The organism is Amycolatopsis sp. AA4, assembly GCF_002796545.1.
GTDB lineage: Bacteria > Actinomycetota > Actinomycetes > Mycobacteriales > Pseudonocardiaceae > Amycolatopsis.
In genome coordinates, this window is the sequence record NZ_CP024894.1 from 5,922,992 (window position 1) to 5,938,705 (window position 15,714).

Annotated in this window: 17 protein-coding genes; 9 read left to right on the plus strand and 8 right to left on the minus strand. The window is 69.2% G+C overall.

Annotated features, from left to right (window positions below; genetic code table 11):
* Positions 1-15 precede the first annotated feature (15 nt).
* The 3 genes from CU254_RS27425 to CU254_RS27435 are packed head-to-tail and all read left to right on the plus strand — an operon-like array spanning position 16 to position 2,575.
* Positions 16-975 carry a PDR/VanB family oxidoreductase gene (locus CU254_RS27425; protein ID WP_009081255.1) on the plus strand — a complete coding sequence of 320 codons (960 nt, stop codon included), beginning with the start codon at positions 16-18 and terminating at the stop codon, positions 973-975.
* 11 nt (positions 976-986) lie between these two features.
* Entirely contained in the window at positions 987-1,649 is a 663-nt protein-coding gene (locus tag CU254_RS27430; protein WP_009081257.1) for an MSMEG_1061 family FMN-dependent PPOX-type flavoprotein, read from the plus strand.
* A gap of 44 nt (positions 1,650-1,693) precedes the next feature.
* Complete coding sequence (locus CU254_RS27435) at positions 1,694-2,575, plus strand: aminoglycoside phosphotransferase (RefSeq protein WP_100266896.1); 882 nt, start codon at positions 1,694-1,696, stop codon at positions 2,573-2,575.
* Between the two features lie 191 nt (positions 2,576-2,766).
* Here CU254_RS27435 and CU254_RS27440 read toward each other — a convergent pair whose 3' ends face one another.
* On the minus strand, positions 2,767-3,162 hold the full coding sequence (locus tag CU254_RS27440) for a MerR family transcriptional regulator (RefSeq protein ID WP_234392752.1): 396 nt from the start codon (positions 3,160-3,162) through the stop codon (positions 2,767-2,769).
* Positions 3,163-3,189: 27 nt separating this feature from the next.
* On the opposite strand from CU254_RS27440, the gene CU254_RS27445 reads away from it, so the two are divergent.
* Positions 3,190-4,356 carry an MFS transporter gene (locus CU254_RS27445; RefSeq protein ID WP_009081264.1) on the plus strand — a complete coding sequence of 389 codons (1,167 nt, stop codon included), beginning with the start codon at positions 3,190-3,192 and terminating at the stop codon, positions 4,354-4,356.
* 45 nt (positions 4,357-4,401) lie between these two features.
* On the opposite strand, the gene CU254_RS27450 is transcribed toward CU254_RS27445, so the two are convergent.
* Both CU254_RS27450 and CU254_RS27455 read right to left on the minus strand, forming a co-directional pair.
* The gene (locus CU254_RS27450) at positions 4,402-4,956 is read right to left on the minus strand and encodes a hypothetical protein (RefSeq protein WP_037718043.1); all 555 of its coding nucleotides are present in this window, start codon (positions 4,954-4,956) and stop codon (positions 4,402-4,404) included.
* 39 nt (positions 4,957-4,995) lie between these two features.
* Positions 4,996-6,003, minus strand: coding sequence for a 4,5-dihydroxyphthalate decarboxylase (locus tag CU254_RS27455; RefSeq protein WP_100266897.1), 1,008 nt, complete (start codon positions 6,001-6,003; stop codon positions 4,996-4,998).
* Positions 6,004-6,076: 73 nt separating this feature from the next.
* Between CU254_RS27455 and CU254_RS27460 the strand changes: the two genes are divergently transcribed.
* Entirely contained in the window at positions 6,077-6,544 is a 468-nt protein-coding gene (locus CU254_RS27460) for a MarR family winged helix-turn-helix transcriptional regulator (RefSeq protein ID WP_009081271.1), read from the plus strand.
* A gap of 48 nt (positions 6,545-6,592) precedes the next feature.
* On the opposite strand, the gene CU254_RS27465 is transcribed toward CU254_RS27460, so the two are convergent.
* Together CU254_RS27465 and CU254_RS27470 are read right to left on the minus strand one after the other, a co-directional pair.
* A complete protein-coding gene (locus CU254_RS27465) occupies positions 6,593-7,033 on the minus strand; it encodes a nuclear transport factor 2 family protein (protein ID WP_009081273.1) in 441 nt (146 codons plus the stop codon).
* Between the two features lies 1 nt (position 7,034).
* On the minus strand, positions 7,035-7,910 hold the full coding sequence (locus CU254_RS27470; protein WP_009081275.1) for an LLM class F420-dependent oxidoreductase: 876 nt from the start codon (positions 7,908-7,910) through the stop codon (positions 7,035-7,037).
* Positions 7,911-8,051: 141 nt separating this feature from the next.
* On the opposite strand from CU254_RS27470, the gene CU254_RS27475 reads away from it, so the two are divergent.
* Positions 8,052-8,855 (plus strand): hypothetical protein, encoded by an 804-nt coding sequence (locus CU254_RS27475; RefSeq protein ID WP_009081278.1) that lies wholly within the window; start codon positions 8,052-8,054, stop codon positions 8,853-8,855.
* Between the two features lie 146 nt (positions 8,856-9,001).
* Here the strand turns inward: CU254_RS27475 and CU254_RS27480 are convergent, their stop codons facing one another.
* Positions 9,002-9,811, minus strand: a complete 810-nt coding sequence (locus tag CU254_RS27480; RefSeq protein ID WP_009081280.1) for an Fpg/Nei family DNA glycosylase — start codon at positions 9,809-9,811, stop codon at positions 9,002-9,004.
* Entirely contained in the window at positions 9,811-10,284 is a 474-nt protein-coding gene (locus CU254_RS27485; protein ID WP_009081281.1) for a ribose-5-phosphate isomerase, read from the minus strand. The genes CU254_RS27480 and CU254_RS27485 overlap by 1 nt, the downstream gene beginning before the upstream one ends.
* A gap of 44 nt (positions 10,285-10,328) precedes the next feature.
* On the opposite strand from CU254_RS27485, the gene CU254_RS27490 reads away from it, so the two are divergent.
* Both CU254_RS27490 and CU254_RS27495 read left to right on the plus strand, forming a co-directional pair.
* A complete protein-coding gene (locus CU254_RS27490) occupies positions 10,329-11,066 on the plus strand; it encodes a 2-phosphosulfolactate phosphatase (protein ID WP_009081283.1) in 738 nt (245 codons plus the stop codon).
* Entirely contained in the window at positions 11,063-11,854 is a 792-nt protein-coding gene (locus CU254_RS27495) for an MBL fold metallo-hydrolase (protein WP_009081284.1), read from the plus strand. Before CU254_RS27490 ends, CU254_RS27495 begins: the two co-directional genes overlap by 4 nt.
* Positions 11,855-11,897: 43 nt before the next feature.
* Here the strand turns inward: CU254_RS27495 and CU254_RS27500 are convergent, their stop codons facing one another.
* A complete protein-coding gene (locus CU254_RS27500) occupies positions 11,898-12,518 on the minus strand; it encodes a DsbA family protein (RefSeq protein WP_009081286.1) in 621 nt (206 codons plus the stop codon).
* A gap of 176 nt (positions 12,519-12,694) precedes the next feature.
* Here CU254_RS27500 and pepN point away from each other — a divergent pair, with 176 nt between their 5' ends.
* Complete coding sequence (pepN, locus tag CU254_RS27505) at positions 12,695-15,262, plus strand: aminopeptidase N (RefSeq protein WP_037718048.1); 2,568 nt, start codon at positions 12,695-12,697, stop codon at positions 15,260-15,262.
* Positions 15,263-15,714: the final 452 nt, after the last annotated feature.

Genomic DNA, 15,714 nt, shown 5'->3' on the forward strand with positions numbered 1-15,714 from the left:
AAAGGAGGGAAGCCGATGCCCCCGAACACCGGAACCGCCGGACCGCTGGACGTCTTCGTCCGGCAGCTGCGCTGGGAAGCCGACGGCGTCGTCTCGCTGGACCTGGCGGCCACCACCGGGAAGCCGCTGCCGAGCTGGGAACCGGGCGCACACCTCGACCTCGTGCTGCCGAACGGCGTCGAACGGCAGTACTCGCTCTGCGGTCCGCCCGGCGAACGCTCGTACTACCGGATCGGCGTCCGCCGGGAACGCGCGAGCCGCGGCGGTTCGGAATACGTGCACGCGTTTCTCCGGCCCGGCCAGCGGATCGCGATCAAGGGGCCGCGGAACAATTTCGCCTTCCGCCCGGCCGCCTCGTACGTTTTCGTGGCGGGCGGCATCGGCATCACGCCGATCCTGCCGATGGTCCGCGCCGCGCAAGCCCAGGGCGCCGACTGGCAGCTGCACTTCGGCGGACGCACCAGCGCGTCGATGCCGTTCCTCGGCGAACTTCGCGGCTACGGCGAGCGCGTGCACTGTCGCCCGTCGGACACCGTCGGCCGGATTTCGCTGGCCGCACTGGAAAAGCCCGTGGCGGCAGGCGCGAAGGTCTACGCCTGCGGACCGGCGTCCCTGCTGTCCGATTTGGACACCGCAGCGGAGAACTGGCCCGCCGAAACCCTGCGCCTGGAACGCTTCAAAGCCCCGTCGGCACCCCCGGCGGAAAACAAGCCGATCGAAGTCGAATGCGCGGCCTCGAAGAAAACCGTGTCCGTCGCCGCCGACGAAAGCATTGTGAACGCGCTCGAAAAGGCGGGCATCCGGACGGTGACCTCGTGCCGGTCCGGCCTGTGCGGTTCGTGCGAGACCAAGGTGCTCGGCGGCATCCCCGACCATCGCGACGGCATTCTCTCCTCAAGCGAGCAGGAGGCGGGCGACCGGATGTTCGTCTGCGTGTCCCGCGCCCGCACCTCACGCCTCGTCCTCGACCTGTGACGGGAGAAACCATGACCACCGCGGCAGATTCCTTCGCTCCGATCACCATGGCACGCGTCCGGGAGATCATCGGTTTCCCCGACCAGTTCATCGCCGAGAAAAAGGAACCGCAGCTCGGCGAATTCGCCATGCGGTTCATCGCGCACAGCCCGTTCTTCTGCGCCGCCACCTTCGGCGCGGACGGCCTGATGGACGTCGGCCCGAAAGGCGACCCGCCCGGGTCGGTGCGGATCCTCGACCCGTGGACGCTCGCCATCCCCGACCGTCCGGGCAACAAATTCGCCGACACCTTCGAGAATCTCAGCGTCAACCCGTCGATCGGGCTCGTTTTCTTCGTGCCCGGCCTGCGCGAGGTGATGCGGGTCAACGGGGACGCCTTCGTCACCGACGACCAGGAACTGCTGGCCATGCTCAGCGCCGACGGCAAACCCGCCGTGCTCGCGACGATCGTCCGCGTGCGCGAAGTGTTCGGACAGTGCGGAAAAGCCGTCATCCGAGCGAAACTGTGGGAGGGCGACACCCGCGGACTCGCCGAAGCGGCCACTCTCGGCGGCGATTTCTACACGCTGTCCATCGCCGAGCAGGCGCAGAAGATGAACAACAGCCTGGGCGACCTCGTCAGCGGCGGCCTGTACGACGTGATCGACGAAAACTACCGGACCGAGCTGTTCTGAAACTCCGTTGCTCCCGCCGCGAAGCCCTGCCTAGTATCCGATTTGTGCGCTCCCGCCCGGCCTTCCTCGCCGACGACGCCATCACCCGCGTCCTCGCCGAACACTGGCAGCCCGTCTCCGAGATCGCTTACCTGCCTTGGGGTTTCGGCGCGCACCACTGGCGCACCGACACGCTGTTCGTCACGCTGGACCAGCTCGAACCCCGGCACACCGCGGCGTCGCTGGAAAGCACTTACGCGAGCGCCGGCGAACTGGCCGCCTCCGGGCTGGCTTTCGTCTGCGCGCCGCTGCCGGCCCGATCCGGCCGGTTCACCGTCGACACCGGAGTCGGCGCGCTCAGCGTCACCCCGATGCTGGACGGCCGCAGCCCCGCGGAGGACGAGGTCGACAAACCGGCACTCCTGGCCGCGCTCGACTCCCTCCACCGCACCCCGCCACCCGCTGGCCTGCGCGACTGGTCCCCGCAGGTCGGCCCTGGCTTCGCCGATGACCTGCGCGCCCGCACCGCCGACCCCTGGACGTCCGGCCCGCTGGCCGAGGAAGCCCGTACCGCGCTGGCCGCCCGCGGCGACGCGATCAAACGCTGGACCGACCGCTATCTCGAACTGGCCGCCCTGGCCGCGTCCCGCCGCGATTCCTGGGTCCCGACCCACGGCGAACCCCACAACGACAACCAGGTCGCCACGCCCGACGGCCTGCGCCTGGTCGACTGGGAAACCCTGGCGGTCGCCCCGCGCGAACGCGACTACGCCGACCTGCCCGGCGCTCCGGGCCTGGACCCGGAAATGGTCGAACTGTTCGCCCTCGACTGGCGGCTGTCCGAACTGCGCGAGTACACGGACTGGTTTTCCGCGCCGCACAACGGGAATGAGGACGACGTCATCGCACTGGAAGGCCTGCACGAGGAACTGGCCGCCGACGGTTAAGCGACCGCGGTTGCCCGATCGCGAAGCCGCGGAACCCGGACTACACCAGCGCGGCCGGGGCGCGTGGTCGCATTCGCCGAACTGTCCACCGCGACTCTCCGAACTACGCGAATACACCGACGGGTTTCCCGCACACCACAACGGAAACGAAGACGACGGGAAGGCCTCCGCCGAGAACTGACCCCCGACGCTTAACCGACCCCGCTTGCGGCCGGGGAGCGCGTGGTCGCGAGCAGATCGTCGAGCAGCGACCGGGTGTGCAGAAGCCGGTCGATGTCGCCGGTGATCCGGCGGCGCTCCGCTTCGAGGCGTTCGCGGCAGTCGTCCAGCAGCAGGGACTCGCCGGACAGGCAGGCCAGGATCTCGCCGATGACCTCCATGCCGAGGCCCGCGGCGAGGAGGGTCTGGATGTGCGCGACCTTGCGGACGTCCGATTCAGCGAAAATCCGGTACCCGCTGGGCATCCGCTCCGGTCGCAGCACGCCTTTTTCCTCGTAGTAGCGCAGCGCTCGCACGCTGACTCCCGTCCGGCGCGCCAGTTCTCCGATCTTCACCTGGGTTCCCTCGCTGTCCGGCTTGACTCTCACGTCGACGTGAGAGTTTAGCGTGCGGGCATGCTTCGTCTCCTCATCCTCATGTTCTGCGTTTTCAGCATCACCACCGGCGAATTCGTGGTGGCCGGAATCCTGCCCGAGGTCGCCGCCGACCTCCACGTCTCCGTCGGCGCCGCGGGACTGCTGGTCACCGCGTACGCCGTCGGCATGATCATCGGCGGCCCGCTGCTCACCGCGGCGACCGCCGGGATCGACCGGAAGCGGCTGATGCTCGCCTTGCTGGCCGTCGCGGTGCTCGGGAACGCGGTCTCCGCCCTCGCTCCCGGATTCGCGCCGCTGCTCGCGGCCCGGGTGGTCACCGCGCTCGTGACCTCGACCTTCTTCGCCCAGGCCATCGTGTTCGCGGTGAGATCCGCGCCGCCCGAGCGGGCCGGGACCATGGTCGCCCGGCTGGCGTTCGGGATGAATCTCGCCATGATCCTCGGGGCGCCGATCGGCACCCGGATCGGCGGCCTGTGGGGCTGGCGCGCGACGTTCGCCGCGATCGCCGCGGCCTGCCTGATCGGGCTGGGCCTGGTGTTCTGGCAGCTCGCCTCGCCGAACGAAGAACACCGGACCTCGGCGGTCGCGGAGCTGCGGATGCTGCGCCGGTGCCCGGTGCTGATGTCGCTGGCCGTCACCGCGGTAGGGAACGCCGGGGTGCTCATGGTGTTCAGCTACCTCGCCCCGCTGCTCACCGGCCTGGCCGGGCATCCGGCCGCTCGCCTGCCGGTCCTCCTGCTCGCCTACGGCGTCGGCGCGACCATCGGAAACCTCGTCGGCGGCACGCTCTACGACCGCAACCCGCGACTCTTCCAGCCTCTTCTTCTCGGCCTGCTGACCGCGGTCCTGGCGGGCAGCTGGTTCGTCGCGACCTCCCCGGCGCTCACCGTGGCGGCAGTCGTGGCGATCGGCCTCCTCGGCTTCGCGATCATCCCCGGCATGCAAGCCCGCATGATGGCGACCGCCGCCGAAGCCCCGACACTCGCCATGGCCGTCAACGCCTCCGGATACCAGGTCGCCGCCGCGGCCGCCGGCCTGGTCGGCGGCCTCCTCGCCGACTCGGCTGCCGGTCCGCGGCCGATCTACCTCGTCGCCGCGGGCGTGACCGCGTGCGGGTTGCTCATGACGGTTCTGGTCGCCCGGGCGCCGCGCGGGACCGAAGTCGCCCCGTCGATCGCGGAGTGACTCCCCCGGCGTCCTGGGTCTCGGCGGCGGCCCAGGACGCCCGGATCACCGGACGCGCGTAACGAAGTCCGGCTGTCGGAATCCCCGGGCGTCGACCCACCGCCCGCCGTCGAGGCGGCCGGTGGCGGCCAGCCGGTCAAGCTGGCCCGGCGAACAGAACCTGCCGCTGCCCCCGACGATCTCCCCGGTGTCGGCGAACAGGTAGAGATCACGGGTAAGCGTCCATTCGCAGCGCACGATCGGGCGACGCAAGATGGCCTCGAACCAGTCCGCGGCGTGGGCGGCCAGCTCTTCCGGGCCGCCGGTCGCGGTGAACGCGAGGACAGTGGGCTCGTCGGGCAGCGTGAACAACTGGTTGTGCACCTCGTCGCCGCGCACAGTCCAGCCGTCCACGTGCACCCCGACGGTCAAGAAAATGCCTCCCGCAACAGGATCAGTCAGGTCCAGGGAAGCGATCAGCGGAAGCTCCGCATCGGGCGGATCCAACCGGCTTTCGAGCGGACTCGCGCGCCAGTGGGCGGCGCGTGCTCGCAGGGCCTCGGCGAAACGGCGCTCCGTCTCGCCGAGTTCGCCGTCGTATTCGAACCAGTCGTCCGTCACCACCACAGCCTAATGAACCGCTCAGCTCCGCGAAACGGCTTAAGTCCCCAACAACTCCGGCACGAAAATCTCCTCCGCTTTCAGCAACCTCTTCGACAATCCCTGCTCGAAATGCCACCGCAGGAACGCCTCCACCGACAGCCGGTTCTTCTCGATCCCATACGGCCACCAATCCGCCCCGAACAACCGGCGGTTCTCGTCATACAACGCGCTGAACCACGGCACCATCCCCGCATCGCCCATGTGATTGAAAACGCGGCCACGCCGATAGTCCGCCATCGCGACGTCCTTCGCCTCGACAAACCCCCGGTACAGCCGCTCCGCCAGCCCAGGCTGCTCCGCCAGCAGATCTCGCCGGACCACCACCGTGTGCATGATCGGCCGGATCCCGGTCCGCCGGTAATACTCGCGCTCCACCGGCACATAATCCGGGAACAACTGCGCCACCGCCGGCGAATCCTCCCGAATCCCGCGGGGCGGGTCCGCGGAAATCAGCGCGTCGATCTCCCCGGCCTCCACCATCGAGCCCAGCGCTTTCCCCGCCGGAGCCTGCCGCACCGCCACGTCCACGGGATGCAGTCGCGGAACGAAATCGAACCAATCCATCGGCCAGTCGAACCCGCCGATCACCCAGCGGCTTTGTTCCGGCCGCACCCCGTATTCGTCGGACAGAATTCCTTTCGCCACCACGCCCGCGTCGTGCCCGTACGTCGCGAACTCGCCGATCGTTTTGCCGATCAAGTCTCGCGGCGCCCGGATGCCGCTGTGGGTGTTGACGTAGATCGCCGAATGCCGGAACTGCCGGTTCGGGAACACCGGCAGCGCGACGAACGGCGGATCCGGCAGGTCCAAGGTGCGCAGGTAGAACGTCAGCCCCAGCTCGGCGACCGCGAACTCCCGGCCCCGGACCATCCGTTCGAACAGGTCCGAGACGATGCCGGCAGTGTGCAGGGTCGCGTCGACACCCTCGAAGCGGACCCGCCCGTCGAACAGCGGGCGGGTGTGGTCGTAGCGGTACAGGCCGAGGTCCAGCCGCAGGTCAGCCATCAGGCGCCCCTCTCCGTCCCGGCCAATACTAAACGCGTTTACTATCTGCGGGCAACCGCTACGATGCCTCCCGATGGACAAGGACGCGCTCGCCGAGCTCTTCGCCACCGCCTCGCTCGGCGCCCCCGAAAACGCGGTGGGGTTCGTCATGTGGCGGGTCGTGCACCGCTACGTCCGCGAGGTCGACCAGGCCCTCGCCCCGCTCGACCTGACGCATCTGCAGTTCCAGACGCTCGCGCTCGCCGGCTGGCTGAACCGCACCGGCGGCCCGGTGACCCAATCCGGCCTCGCGACGTCCGGCGACATCCACCCGATGCAGGTGTCGCAGATCCTGAAAACGCTGGAGCGCAAGGGATTCGTCGCCCGCGCACGCAGTGCCGAGGACGTCCGGGCCAAACGCGTCGAGGTCACCGACGCCGGAGGCGCCGCGTTGCGGGCCGCGCTGCCGCTCGTGATCGAGGTGCAGCACCGCATTTTCGGCGACGAGGGACTGCCGGGCGGGAAGCTGCTGAACACGTTGCTGCGCCTGGACAATTCCTGACCGATCCCCACGGCGGGCTGCTACGGGGAAAGCGAACCCGTCCTGACGTCAGACCTGCCGTGCGGTCGCCATCGCCCGCTCCGTCTCCCAGAACGCCCGCATCGAAACGACCAGCCCGTCCTCGTTCACCCGGTAGACGAACACCCCGTCGGTGTCGACGCGGTAGCCGCCGGGCAAATACGTCGTGATGGTGCCGACGTTCGCGACCTCCGAACCGGCCGCGTGCGAATCGCGGATCACGAACTCGAACTTCTCGACGTTCCCGATCGTCTTGTCCCAGAAGGCCGAAAGCCCCTCGCGGCCGTGGTGGCCCTTGCCCTCCTCGTCGAACATCGACGGGCCGACCGGGTCCTCGACGACCGCGTCCGGGGCGAACAGCGCGAGCCAGCCGTCCTTGTCCCCGGCGGTCGCCGCCGTCATCGACTTGAACGCCGCTTCCCGCGCGGGCGGCTGCTTCGCCGCGGGGTCCCAGCAGACCTCGACTCCCATGTCACTCCTCGATTTTCGCGATGATCTCGTCGCCGAATTTGCGGATCGCGTCGACCTTCGGGCCGAGGTCCGCGTCGAATCCGTGCCCCTCGAACACCCACGGCATGGTGATCGCGTCGGTGACGCCCGCGTCGGCCTGTTCGCGGAAGCCGTCGAGCCCGAACCGGTCGACGCACACCGCCTGGAATTCGAACGGGTCGTCGGCGCGGCCGCGCTCGGCGAGCAGGCCCTTCAGCTTGCCGATGGTCTCGCGCAGCTGCTCGAGCGTCATCATCGCGGACGACCAGCCGTCCGCGACGCGCGCGGCCCGGCGCAGCGCGACGTCGGTGTGCCCGCCGATGTAGAACGGCACGCGCGACGGCGGCTTCGGGCTCATCTTCAGCTTGTCGAAGTCGAAGAACTCGCCGTGGAATTCGACCATGTCGCCGCTGAGGATCAGCCGCAGCACGTCGATCGCCTCGTCGAACCGCTTGCCGCGGCGCGCGTACGGCGCTCCGCACCATTCGAATTCCTCCGGCGACCAGCCGATCCCCAGCCCGAGGCCGAACCGGCCGCCGGTCAGCGCGGCGACTGAGTTGACCTGCCGGGCGAGCAGCACCGGATTGCGCGAGCCGAGTTTCAGCACCGACGTGTAGAACCGGATCCGCTCGGTCACCGCGCCCATCGAGGCGGTCGCGACCAGCGGATCCGCCCACGGGGTGTCCTCGTCCCAGAACCGGCTGCCGTCAGGGGTGTAGGGATAGTCGGCGGACACTTTCTCGGAGTAGAAGAGCGAATCGGGCAGCACGATCGAGGAGAACCCGGCCTCCTCGGCGGCGCGGGCCAGCCCGGTCAGCTGGTCGAGCGGGCTCATCGCGATCGACAAGGAGAACTTCATGCCGCGGACTATAACGTGTTCTAGTTTTGTCGGCCACCGCCCGAACGGAGGCGCCCCGGGAACTCTCCGCGCACGGTCCGCGTTGTCCGTTTCAGGGACGGCTGCCCGGCCGTCGCGTCAGATCGAGACACGGAGTGACCCATGGGCACCGCGATCCTCCTGATCGTGCTGGTCGTCGTCATCGTCGGAGGCGGGTTGTACCTGGCCAGGAAGCAGGCCGCGACGAGACAGAGCCAGCTCGACGACGCGAAGGCCGACGCGCGCCGCCTCGTCGAACGCCTCGGCGGCCAGGTCCTCAACATCACCGGCACCGACACCGCCTCCCAGCAGGCGATGGCCGACGCGAGCGAGCGCTACAACGCCGCCGGTTCGCAGCTGGAGCAGGCCAAGACGGTCGAACAGGCCCGGCTGGTGAAGGAAACCGCCATCGAAGGCCTGTACTACGTGCGCGCCGCGCGCACCGCGATGGGCATGGACCCCGGCCCCGCCCTGCCGGACGAGGCCGAACGCGAACGCGCGGGCAAGGTCACCGAACACCGCGAGGTGGACGTCGAAGGCCAGCGCTACGCCGCGTCGCCCGAACCCGGCCAGGACACGCCGTACTACTACCCCGGCGGCCGCGTCGCGGGACGCCCGGTGCCGCAGGGCTGGTACAGCGAGCCGTGGTGGAAGCCCGCGCTCGTGGCGGGCGCGTGGGGCCTGGGCTCGATGTTCCTGTTCAGCGCCATGTTCTCCGGGATGAGCGGCATCGCCAGCGCGTCGGCCTGGGAATCCGGCTACGACGCGGGCCAGGCGGACGCCCTCGACGCGGGCGGCATGGACGGCGGGTTCGACGGCGGAGGTTTTGACGGCGGCGGGTTCGACGGAAGCCAGGACTTCGGCGGAGGTTTCGACGGCGGAGGCTTCGACGGCGGCGGGTTCGACGGCGGAGGCTTCGACTTCTGACCGCTGAGCGGCTGAAGGCCCCGTGGCAAGGTTTGCCCACGGGGCCTTTGTCGTATTCCCGCGCGCCTCCGCTCCCGCAGACGTCCGTGAGGGGAACCCTGAGGGACTCTGATTCCGTGAGGGTTCCCCTCACGGACCCGTTCAGCTCAAGCAGGCTGGCAGGCAGGGCACCAATAAAGATTGCGCGCAGCCAATTCCTTCTGCGCCACCGGCGTCCCGCAAATCAGGCACGGCATCCCGGCCCGCCGGTAGACGTAAACCTCGCCCCCGTGCCGGTCCTCGCGCGGCGCCCGGCCCATCGCCGCGGGCAAATGCTCCGGCGCGACCGTGTCGATCCGCCCGACGCGGACCCCGGCGCGCATCAGCGTCACCAGGTCCGCCCACATGGCGTCCCACAGCGCGCGGTCCAGCGATCGGCCCGGAACCATCGGCGAAATCCCGTGCCGGAACAGCACTTCCGCGCGATAAACGTTCCCGACCCCGGCCAGCACGGCCTGATCCATCAGCAACGCGGCGATCGTCGTGCGGGAGCGCGAAATCCGCTCCCACGCGCGATCCGGCTTCGCGTCCCGGCGCAGCGGGTCCGGGCCGAGCCGGGCCTTGATCGCGTCGACCTGCGCCGGATCCAGCAGTTCGCATCGCGTCGGGCCGCGCAGGTCGGTCCAGTGGGTGCGGCCGACCAGCCGCATCCGCACCTGGCCGACCGGCGCGGTCTCGGGCAGCGGCGCTTCGCCGAAGGTGCCGTACAGACCTAAGTGGACATGCACTGTCCCCAAAGGACCGTAGTGGTGGAACAGGTGTTTCCCGTACGCCTCAGCGGAAACGAGCACCTGCCCGTCGAGTTTCCCCGCCTCCGCGGCGAACCGGCCCTGCGGACTGCTTACCGCGACCGGTCCGCCGGCGTAGCGGCGCTGGTGGAGACGGGCGAGCCGATGGAGCGTGTGCCCCTCGGGCATCAGGCCTCCGGCAGGGCGGGCGGGGTGCCGGTGCGCTCGTAGTCGAGCAGCTGCCGCACGCGCCGCGTGTGCCGCTCGGCCGGGTCCACCGGCGTGGCCAGGAAGGCGTCGACGATCTCGGTCGCCTGCTCCTGCGTGTGCATCCGGGCGCCGACGCCGAGCACCTGGGCGTGGTTGTGCTGCCGGGTCAGCTGCGCGGTTTCGACGCTCCAGCCGAGCCCGGCGCGGATGCCCGGCACCTTGTTCGCGGCGATCTGCTCGCCGTTGCCGGACCCGCCGATGACGATGCCGAGGCTGCCCTCGTCGGCGGCCACGCGGCGCGCGGTTTCGACGCAGAACGCCGGGTAGTCGTCGGCCGCGTCGTAGACGAACGGACCGATGTCGGTCACCTCGTGCCCCTGTTCGCCGAGGTGGCGGACAAGGTGGTTCTTCAGCTCGAAACCGGCATGGTCGGATCCCAAGTAGACACGCACAGCGGGAGTGTGCCATCTCGCCGCGGACCCGGCATGCTCCGGGGGTGGACATCGCAGCGCAGCGCGGCACGGACGTCCGGCTCGAATGGGGCGGCGAAGGCGTCGCGATCCTCGGTTCGGAATGCGCCGTGCTGATCGTCGTGGACGTGCTTTCCTTCAGCACCACAACGGATCTCGTCGTCAGCCGCGGCGGCCGGGTGCTGCCGGTGCGGTGGCGCGACGAACGCGGGATCGCCGAGGCGCGCGGCGCGGGAGCGGCGGTCGCGGGCGAAGAGGAATGGACGCTCCGGCCGTCTTCTGTGACGCAGATCCCGTCCGGCACGCTGCTCGCCCTCCCCTCCCCCAATGGTGCGACGCTCTGCGCGGCCGCGGCGAAAACCGGCGCGCACGTATTGGCCGGTTGCCTGCGGAATGCGTCGGCGACCGCGGCGAAAGCCGAGGAAATCGCCGACGGACGGCCGATCGGCGTGATTCCCGCCGGGGAACGCTGGGGCGTCGACATGTTCGGCGAAGGCGCTGAGTTCGGCCCGCTGCGGCCGTGCGTCGAGGACCACCTCGGCGCGGGCGCGATCGTCAGCGCGCTGACCGGCTCGCGATCCGCCGAAGCCGCGCTCGCGGCGGCTGCCTACGCCGCGACCGACATCCCGGCCGCGCTGCACGCCTGCACCTCCGGGCGGGAACTCGCCGCGACCGGCCACGGCGACGACGTGATCCTGGCCGCCCAGCAGGACGTCAGCGCTAGCGTGGTGACGCTGGCGCACGGGATTCTGGAGGGGCGATGAGCTGGACCGAGGTGGCCGACGGGGTTTTCGCCCGCCGGTACGACGAGCTGGACCTGACGACCGGCGTGGTGCTCGGCCAGGAGCGGTGCCTGGTGATCGACACCCGCGGCGACGTCGACCAGGGCGCGGAATTCGCCGCGGCGGTCCGCGAGCTGACCGAGCTGCCGTGGTCGGTCGTCTACACGCACGCGCATTTCGACCACGCCTTCGGCACCACGCCGTTCCTGCCGTGCGATGTCTGGGCCCACCCCGGCTGCCTGCAGGCCCTGCTGAAAAACGGCGAAAGCAGCAAGCAAACCTGGGCCAAGCACTACCGCGAAGAGGGCAAACCGGAGATCGCCGACGCCATCGAGCGCACCGGGATCATGCCGCCGGACCGTCTCGTGTCCGACCGAGCCGAACTCGACCTCGGCGGCCGCACGGTCGCGCTCGTGCACCCCGGCCTCGCGCACACCGACCACGACCTGCTGGTGCACGTGCCGGACGCGGAGGTCGTCTTCGCCGGAGACGTCGTGGAGCACGGCCCGCACGGCTTCACCGCGTACTCGTTCGGCCCGGACGATCAGCTCGACGCCTGGGCCGCCGCGATGGACGCGCTGCTCGCGCTGGAACCGCGCGTGGTCGTCCCCGGCCACGGCGATCCGGTGGATGGAGCGTTCGTGCGCACGCATCGCGACGGTCTGCTACGGCTGCACGAGTTGAAGACGCGCGGGGCGTCGCGTGCGAAAGCGCTGGAAAGCTCGCCGTACCCGGAGGACGTCACCAAGGCGGCGCTCGGGTTCTCGTGAGTGTTTATGCCGGTTAGAACCGGCATAAACACTCACGAGGCCCTCAGTCGAAGTTCAGCTCGCCGGTCCGGGTGCGCTTCAGCTCGAAGAAGTCCGGGTAGCTCGCCAGCGCGACCGCGCCGTCGAACACCTTCAGCGCGTCCTCGCCCCGCGGGATCGACGAGAGCACCGGGCCGAAGAACGCGCTCCCGTTGACGTGGATGGTCGGCGTGCCGACGTCCATGCCGACCGGGTCCATGCCCTCGTGGTGGCTCTTGCGCAGCGCCTCGTCGTATTCGGTCGATTCGCCCGCCTCGGCGAGTTCGGCCGGGGCGCCGATCGCGGCCAGCGCCTCCTTGATGACGAGCTTGCGGTCCTCGTTGTGCTGGTTGTGGTAGCGGGTGCCGAACTCGGTGTAGAAGTCGCGCACGGCCTGCTGGCCCTGGGTCTGCGCCAGCGCGGTCGCGACGCGGACCGGGGCCCAGCCCTCGCTCAGCAGCTCCTTGTACCGCTCGGGCAGGTCCTCGCGGCCCTCGTTCAGCACCGACAGGCTCATCACTCGGAAGGTCAGGTCCAGCTCGCGGTGCTTCTCGACTTCCAGGATCCAGCGCGACGAGATCCACGCGAACGGGCAGATCGGGTCGAAGTAGAAGTCCACCGTGGTGGGCTGGGACGCGTCAGTCATTTTTCACGGGCTCCTCGGCGAGACTGCTCCCCGGCGCTCGCCGAGGGCGGGGCGAACCCCCGCACTGCGGGGCAACGCGGCGGCCCCTCCGCATTGTTCCCTGGTCGCCGGTTCCGGGCGCGTCATGATTGGATGCTGAACGTCGTGCCCACCGGAACCGAAGACCAGAGGTGCCCGTGCCCGCCCCCAACCTGACGCGTGACGAAGCCAAGCAGCGCTCCGGCCTGCTGGACGTGTCGTCCTACGACATCGAGCTGGACCTCACCGACGGCCACGGCCGTCCCGGGGAGAAGACCTTCCGCTCCACCACCACGGTGCGGTTCTCCAGCAGCCGTCCCGGCGAAGCGTCGTGGATCGACCTCGTCGCCGAAGGGGTCCGCTCCGCCGTGCTCAACGGCGCCGAGCTCGACGTCAGCGGCTACACCGAGGAAAAGGGCATCGCGCTGCCCGGCCTTGCCGCGGAGAACGAACTCGTCGTCACCGCGGACTGCCGCTACATGAACACCGGCGAGGGCCTGCACCGGTTCGTCGACCCGGTCGACGACGGCGTGTACCTCTACACCCAGTTCGAGACCGCCGACGCGAAGCGCATGTTCGCCTGCTTCGACCAGCCGGACCTCAAGTCCGTCTACCGGCTCGCGGTGCACGCCCCGCGCGACTGGAAGGTCGTGTCCAACGCGCTCGTCGAAAGCGCCGAGGACACCGAGGACGGCGCGCGCCGCACGCAGTTCGCCGAATCCGAGCGGATTTCCACCTATCTGGTGGCGCTCGTCGCCGGCCCGTACGCGGAATGGACCGACGAGTTCCGCGACGAGCACCGCACCATCCCGCTCGGCATCTACTGCCGCGCGTCGCTCGCCGAGCACATGGACGCCGAGCGGCTGTTCGTCGAAACCAAACAGGGTTTCGCCTTCTACCACGAGAAATTCGGCACCCCGTACCCGTTCTCCAAGTACGACCAGCTGTTCGTGCCGGAGTTCAACGCGGGCGCGATGGAGAACGCCGGCGCGGTCACGTTCCTCGAGGACTACGTCTTCCGCAGCCGCGTCACCCGCTACGCCTACGAGCGGCGCGCCGAAACGCTGCTGCACGAGATGGCGCACATGTGGTTCGGCGACCTGGTCACCATGCGCTGGTGGGACGACCTGTGGCTGAACGAGTCGTTCGCGACCTTCGCGAGCGTGTTCGCCCAGGCCGAGGCGACCGAGTACAAGAACGCCTGGACCAGCTTCGCGAACATCGAGAAGTCCTGGGCCTACCGCCAGGACCAGCTGCCCTCGACGCACCCGATCGCGGCCGACATCGTCGACCTGCACGCGGTCGAGGTCAACTTCGACGGCATCACCTACGCCAAGGGCGCGAGCGTGCTGAAGCAGCTCGTGGCCTACGTCGGCATCGAGCACTTCCTCGACGGCCTCAAGGTCTACTTCGGCAAGCACGCGTGGGGCAACGCCACGCTGGCCGATCTGCTGGCGGCGCTGGAGGAAGCGTCCGGCCGCGACCTGTCGTGGTGGAGCGCGGAATGGCTGGAGACCACCGGCCTCAACTCGCTCAGCCCGCGCTACGAGGTCGCTCCGGACGGCACGTTCGCGTCGTTCGCCGTCGTGCAGACCGGCGCGAAGCCGGGTGCCGGCGAACTGCGCACGCACCGCGTCGCGGTCGGCGTGTACGACGAGGACGGCGACGGCAAGATCGTCCGCACCCGCCGCGTCGAACTGGACGTGACCGGCGAGCGCACCGAGGTGCCGGACCTGGTCGGCCAGGCCGCGGGCAAGCTCGTGCTGGTCAACGACGACGACCTGACCTACTGCCGGATGCGGCTCGACCCCGCGTCGCTGACCACGCTGATCGACCGGATCGGCGACATCACCGAATCGCTGCCGCGCACGCTGTGCTGGTCGGCCGCGTGGGAGATGACGCGCGAGGCCGAGCTGAAGGCTCGCGATTTCGTAACGCTGGTGGCGCGCGGGATTCACGCCGAGAGCGAGGTCGGCGTGGTGCAGCGGTTGCTGCTGCAGGCGCAGACGGCGTTGAATTCTTATGCCGATCAGAAGTGGGCCGCGGCCGAGGGATGGCCTGCGTTGAGCGGGCGATTGCTCGAGTTGGCCCGTACTGCGGAGGCTGGGTCGGATCATCAGCTGGCATTTGTGAATTCGCTGGCCGGCGGGGTGCTCGGGGACGAGATTCTGGCGGAGATCGCGGGGTGGCTGGACGGGTCCGCGCCGTTGCCCGGGCTGACCGTGGACACCGATTTGCGGTGGCGGTTGCTGCAGGCGTTGGTGGCGCACGGGAAGGCTGGGTCCGCGGAGATCGATGCCGAGCAGCGGCGGGATGACACTGCTGCCGGGCGGCGGCACGCGGAGCGGTCTCGGGCGTTGCAGCCTACTGCGGAGGCCAAGGCGGATACCTGGCAGCGGGCTATTTACGACGACGAGATTCCCAATGCGGTGAGCGATGCGTTGATTTCCGGGTTCTCGCATCCTGGGCAGAAGCATTTGCTCGGGGAGTATGTGGGGCGGTATTTCGAGGTTATCGACGACGTTTGGGCTCGGCGGTCCAGCGAGCGGGCGCAGCCGACGGCTATTGGGTTGTATCCGTCTTGGGCGGTTGAGGCGGAGACGGTCAATGCTTCGGACGAGTGGCTTGCTGGGGAGCATCCGGCTGCGTTGCGGCGGTTGGTTTCCGAGGGGCGGGCTGGGATTGTTCGGGCATTGGCTGCTCGGGATTTCGACAGTCAGGTTTGAGGGGGTTCGGCTCGTCGCCCTGGCGGGCGACATTGCGCCTCCCTTGGTTGCGTGGGGCACCCCGAAGCTTGATTGTGCTGACGGTTCGGGGGTGCTTGTCAAGGCTGGAAAGATGCCTTGACAAGCACCCCCGAACCGCAGGGCGGCTTTGTATCGGGGTTGGGGGAGGGGTGGGTGCCCCCGGGGTTTGGGTGCACTGGCGGCGGTTTTTTCGCGGCTTGGGTGCGTGGTTGCTTTGAGTGGGGCGGCGTCCGGGTCGCGGGGAGCGCCCCAATGTGGCATTGGGTGCATGCGACGCACCCAATGTGGCGTTCGGTGCATCTGACGCACCCAATGCCACATTGGGGGATCCCGGCGGGGTCGGCGCGGAGCGGTCCGTGAAGGGCTCCTTGAGGGAATCTAATTCCCTCAAGGAGCCCTTCACGTCCGGCGGGAGGGTCGTGAGGGGAACC

Excerpts from the sequence above, each read along its gene's own strand:
- CU254_RS27455 (WP_100266897.1), bottom strand. The coding sequence starts at position 6,003 with ATGGCTGACCTGCGGCTGGACCTCGGCCTGTACCGCTACGACCACACC.
- CU254_RS27470 (WP_009081275.1), bottom strand. The coding sequence starts at position 7,910 with ATGAAGTTCTCCTTGTCGATCGCGATGAGCCCGCTCGACCAGCTGACC.
- CU254_RS27460 (WP_009081271.1), top strand. The coding sequence starts at position 6,077 with ATGGACAAGGACGCGCTCGCCGAGCTCTTCGCCACCGCCTCGCTCGGC.
- CU254_RS27465 (WP_009081273.1), bottom strand. The coding sequence starts at position 7,033 with ATGGGAGTCGAGGTCTGCTGGGACCCCGCGGCGAAGCAGCCGCCCGCG.
- CU254_RS27475 (WP_009081278.1), top strand. The coding sequence starts at position 8,052 with ATGGGCACCGCGATCCTCCTGATCGTGCTGGTCGTCGTCATCGTCGGA.
- CU254_RS27445 (WP_009081264.1), top strand. The coding sequence starts at position 3,190 with ATGCTTCGTCTCCTCATCCTCATGTTCTGCGTTTTCAGCATCACCACC.
- CU254_RS27480 (WP_009081280.1), bottom strand. The coding sequence starts at position 9,811 with ATGCCCGAGGGGCACACGCTCCATCGGCTCGCCCGTCTCCACCAGCGC.
- CU254_RS27430 (WP_009081257.1), top strand. The coding sequence starts at position 987 with ATGACCACCGCGGCAGATTCCTTCGCTCCGATCACCATGGCACGCGTC.
- CU254_RS27500 (WP_009081286.1), bottom strand. The coding sequence starts at position 12,518 with ATGACTGACGCGTCCCAGCCCACCACGGTGGACTTCTACTTCGACCCG.
- CU254_RS27495 (WP_009081284.1), top strand. The coding sequence starts at position 11,063 with ATGAGCTGGACCGAGGTGGCCGACGGGGTTTTCGCCCGCCGGTACGAC.
- CU254_RS27425 (WP_009081255.1), top strand. The coding sequence starts at position 16 with ATGCCCCCGAACACCGGAACCGCCGGACCGCTGGACGTCTTCGTCCGG.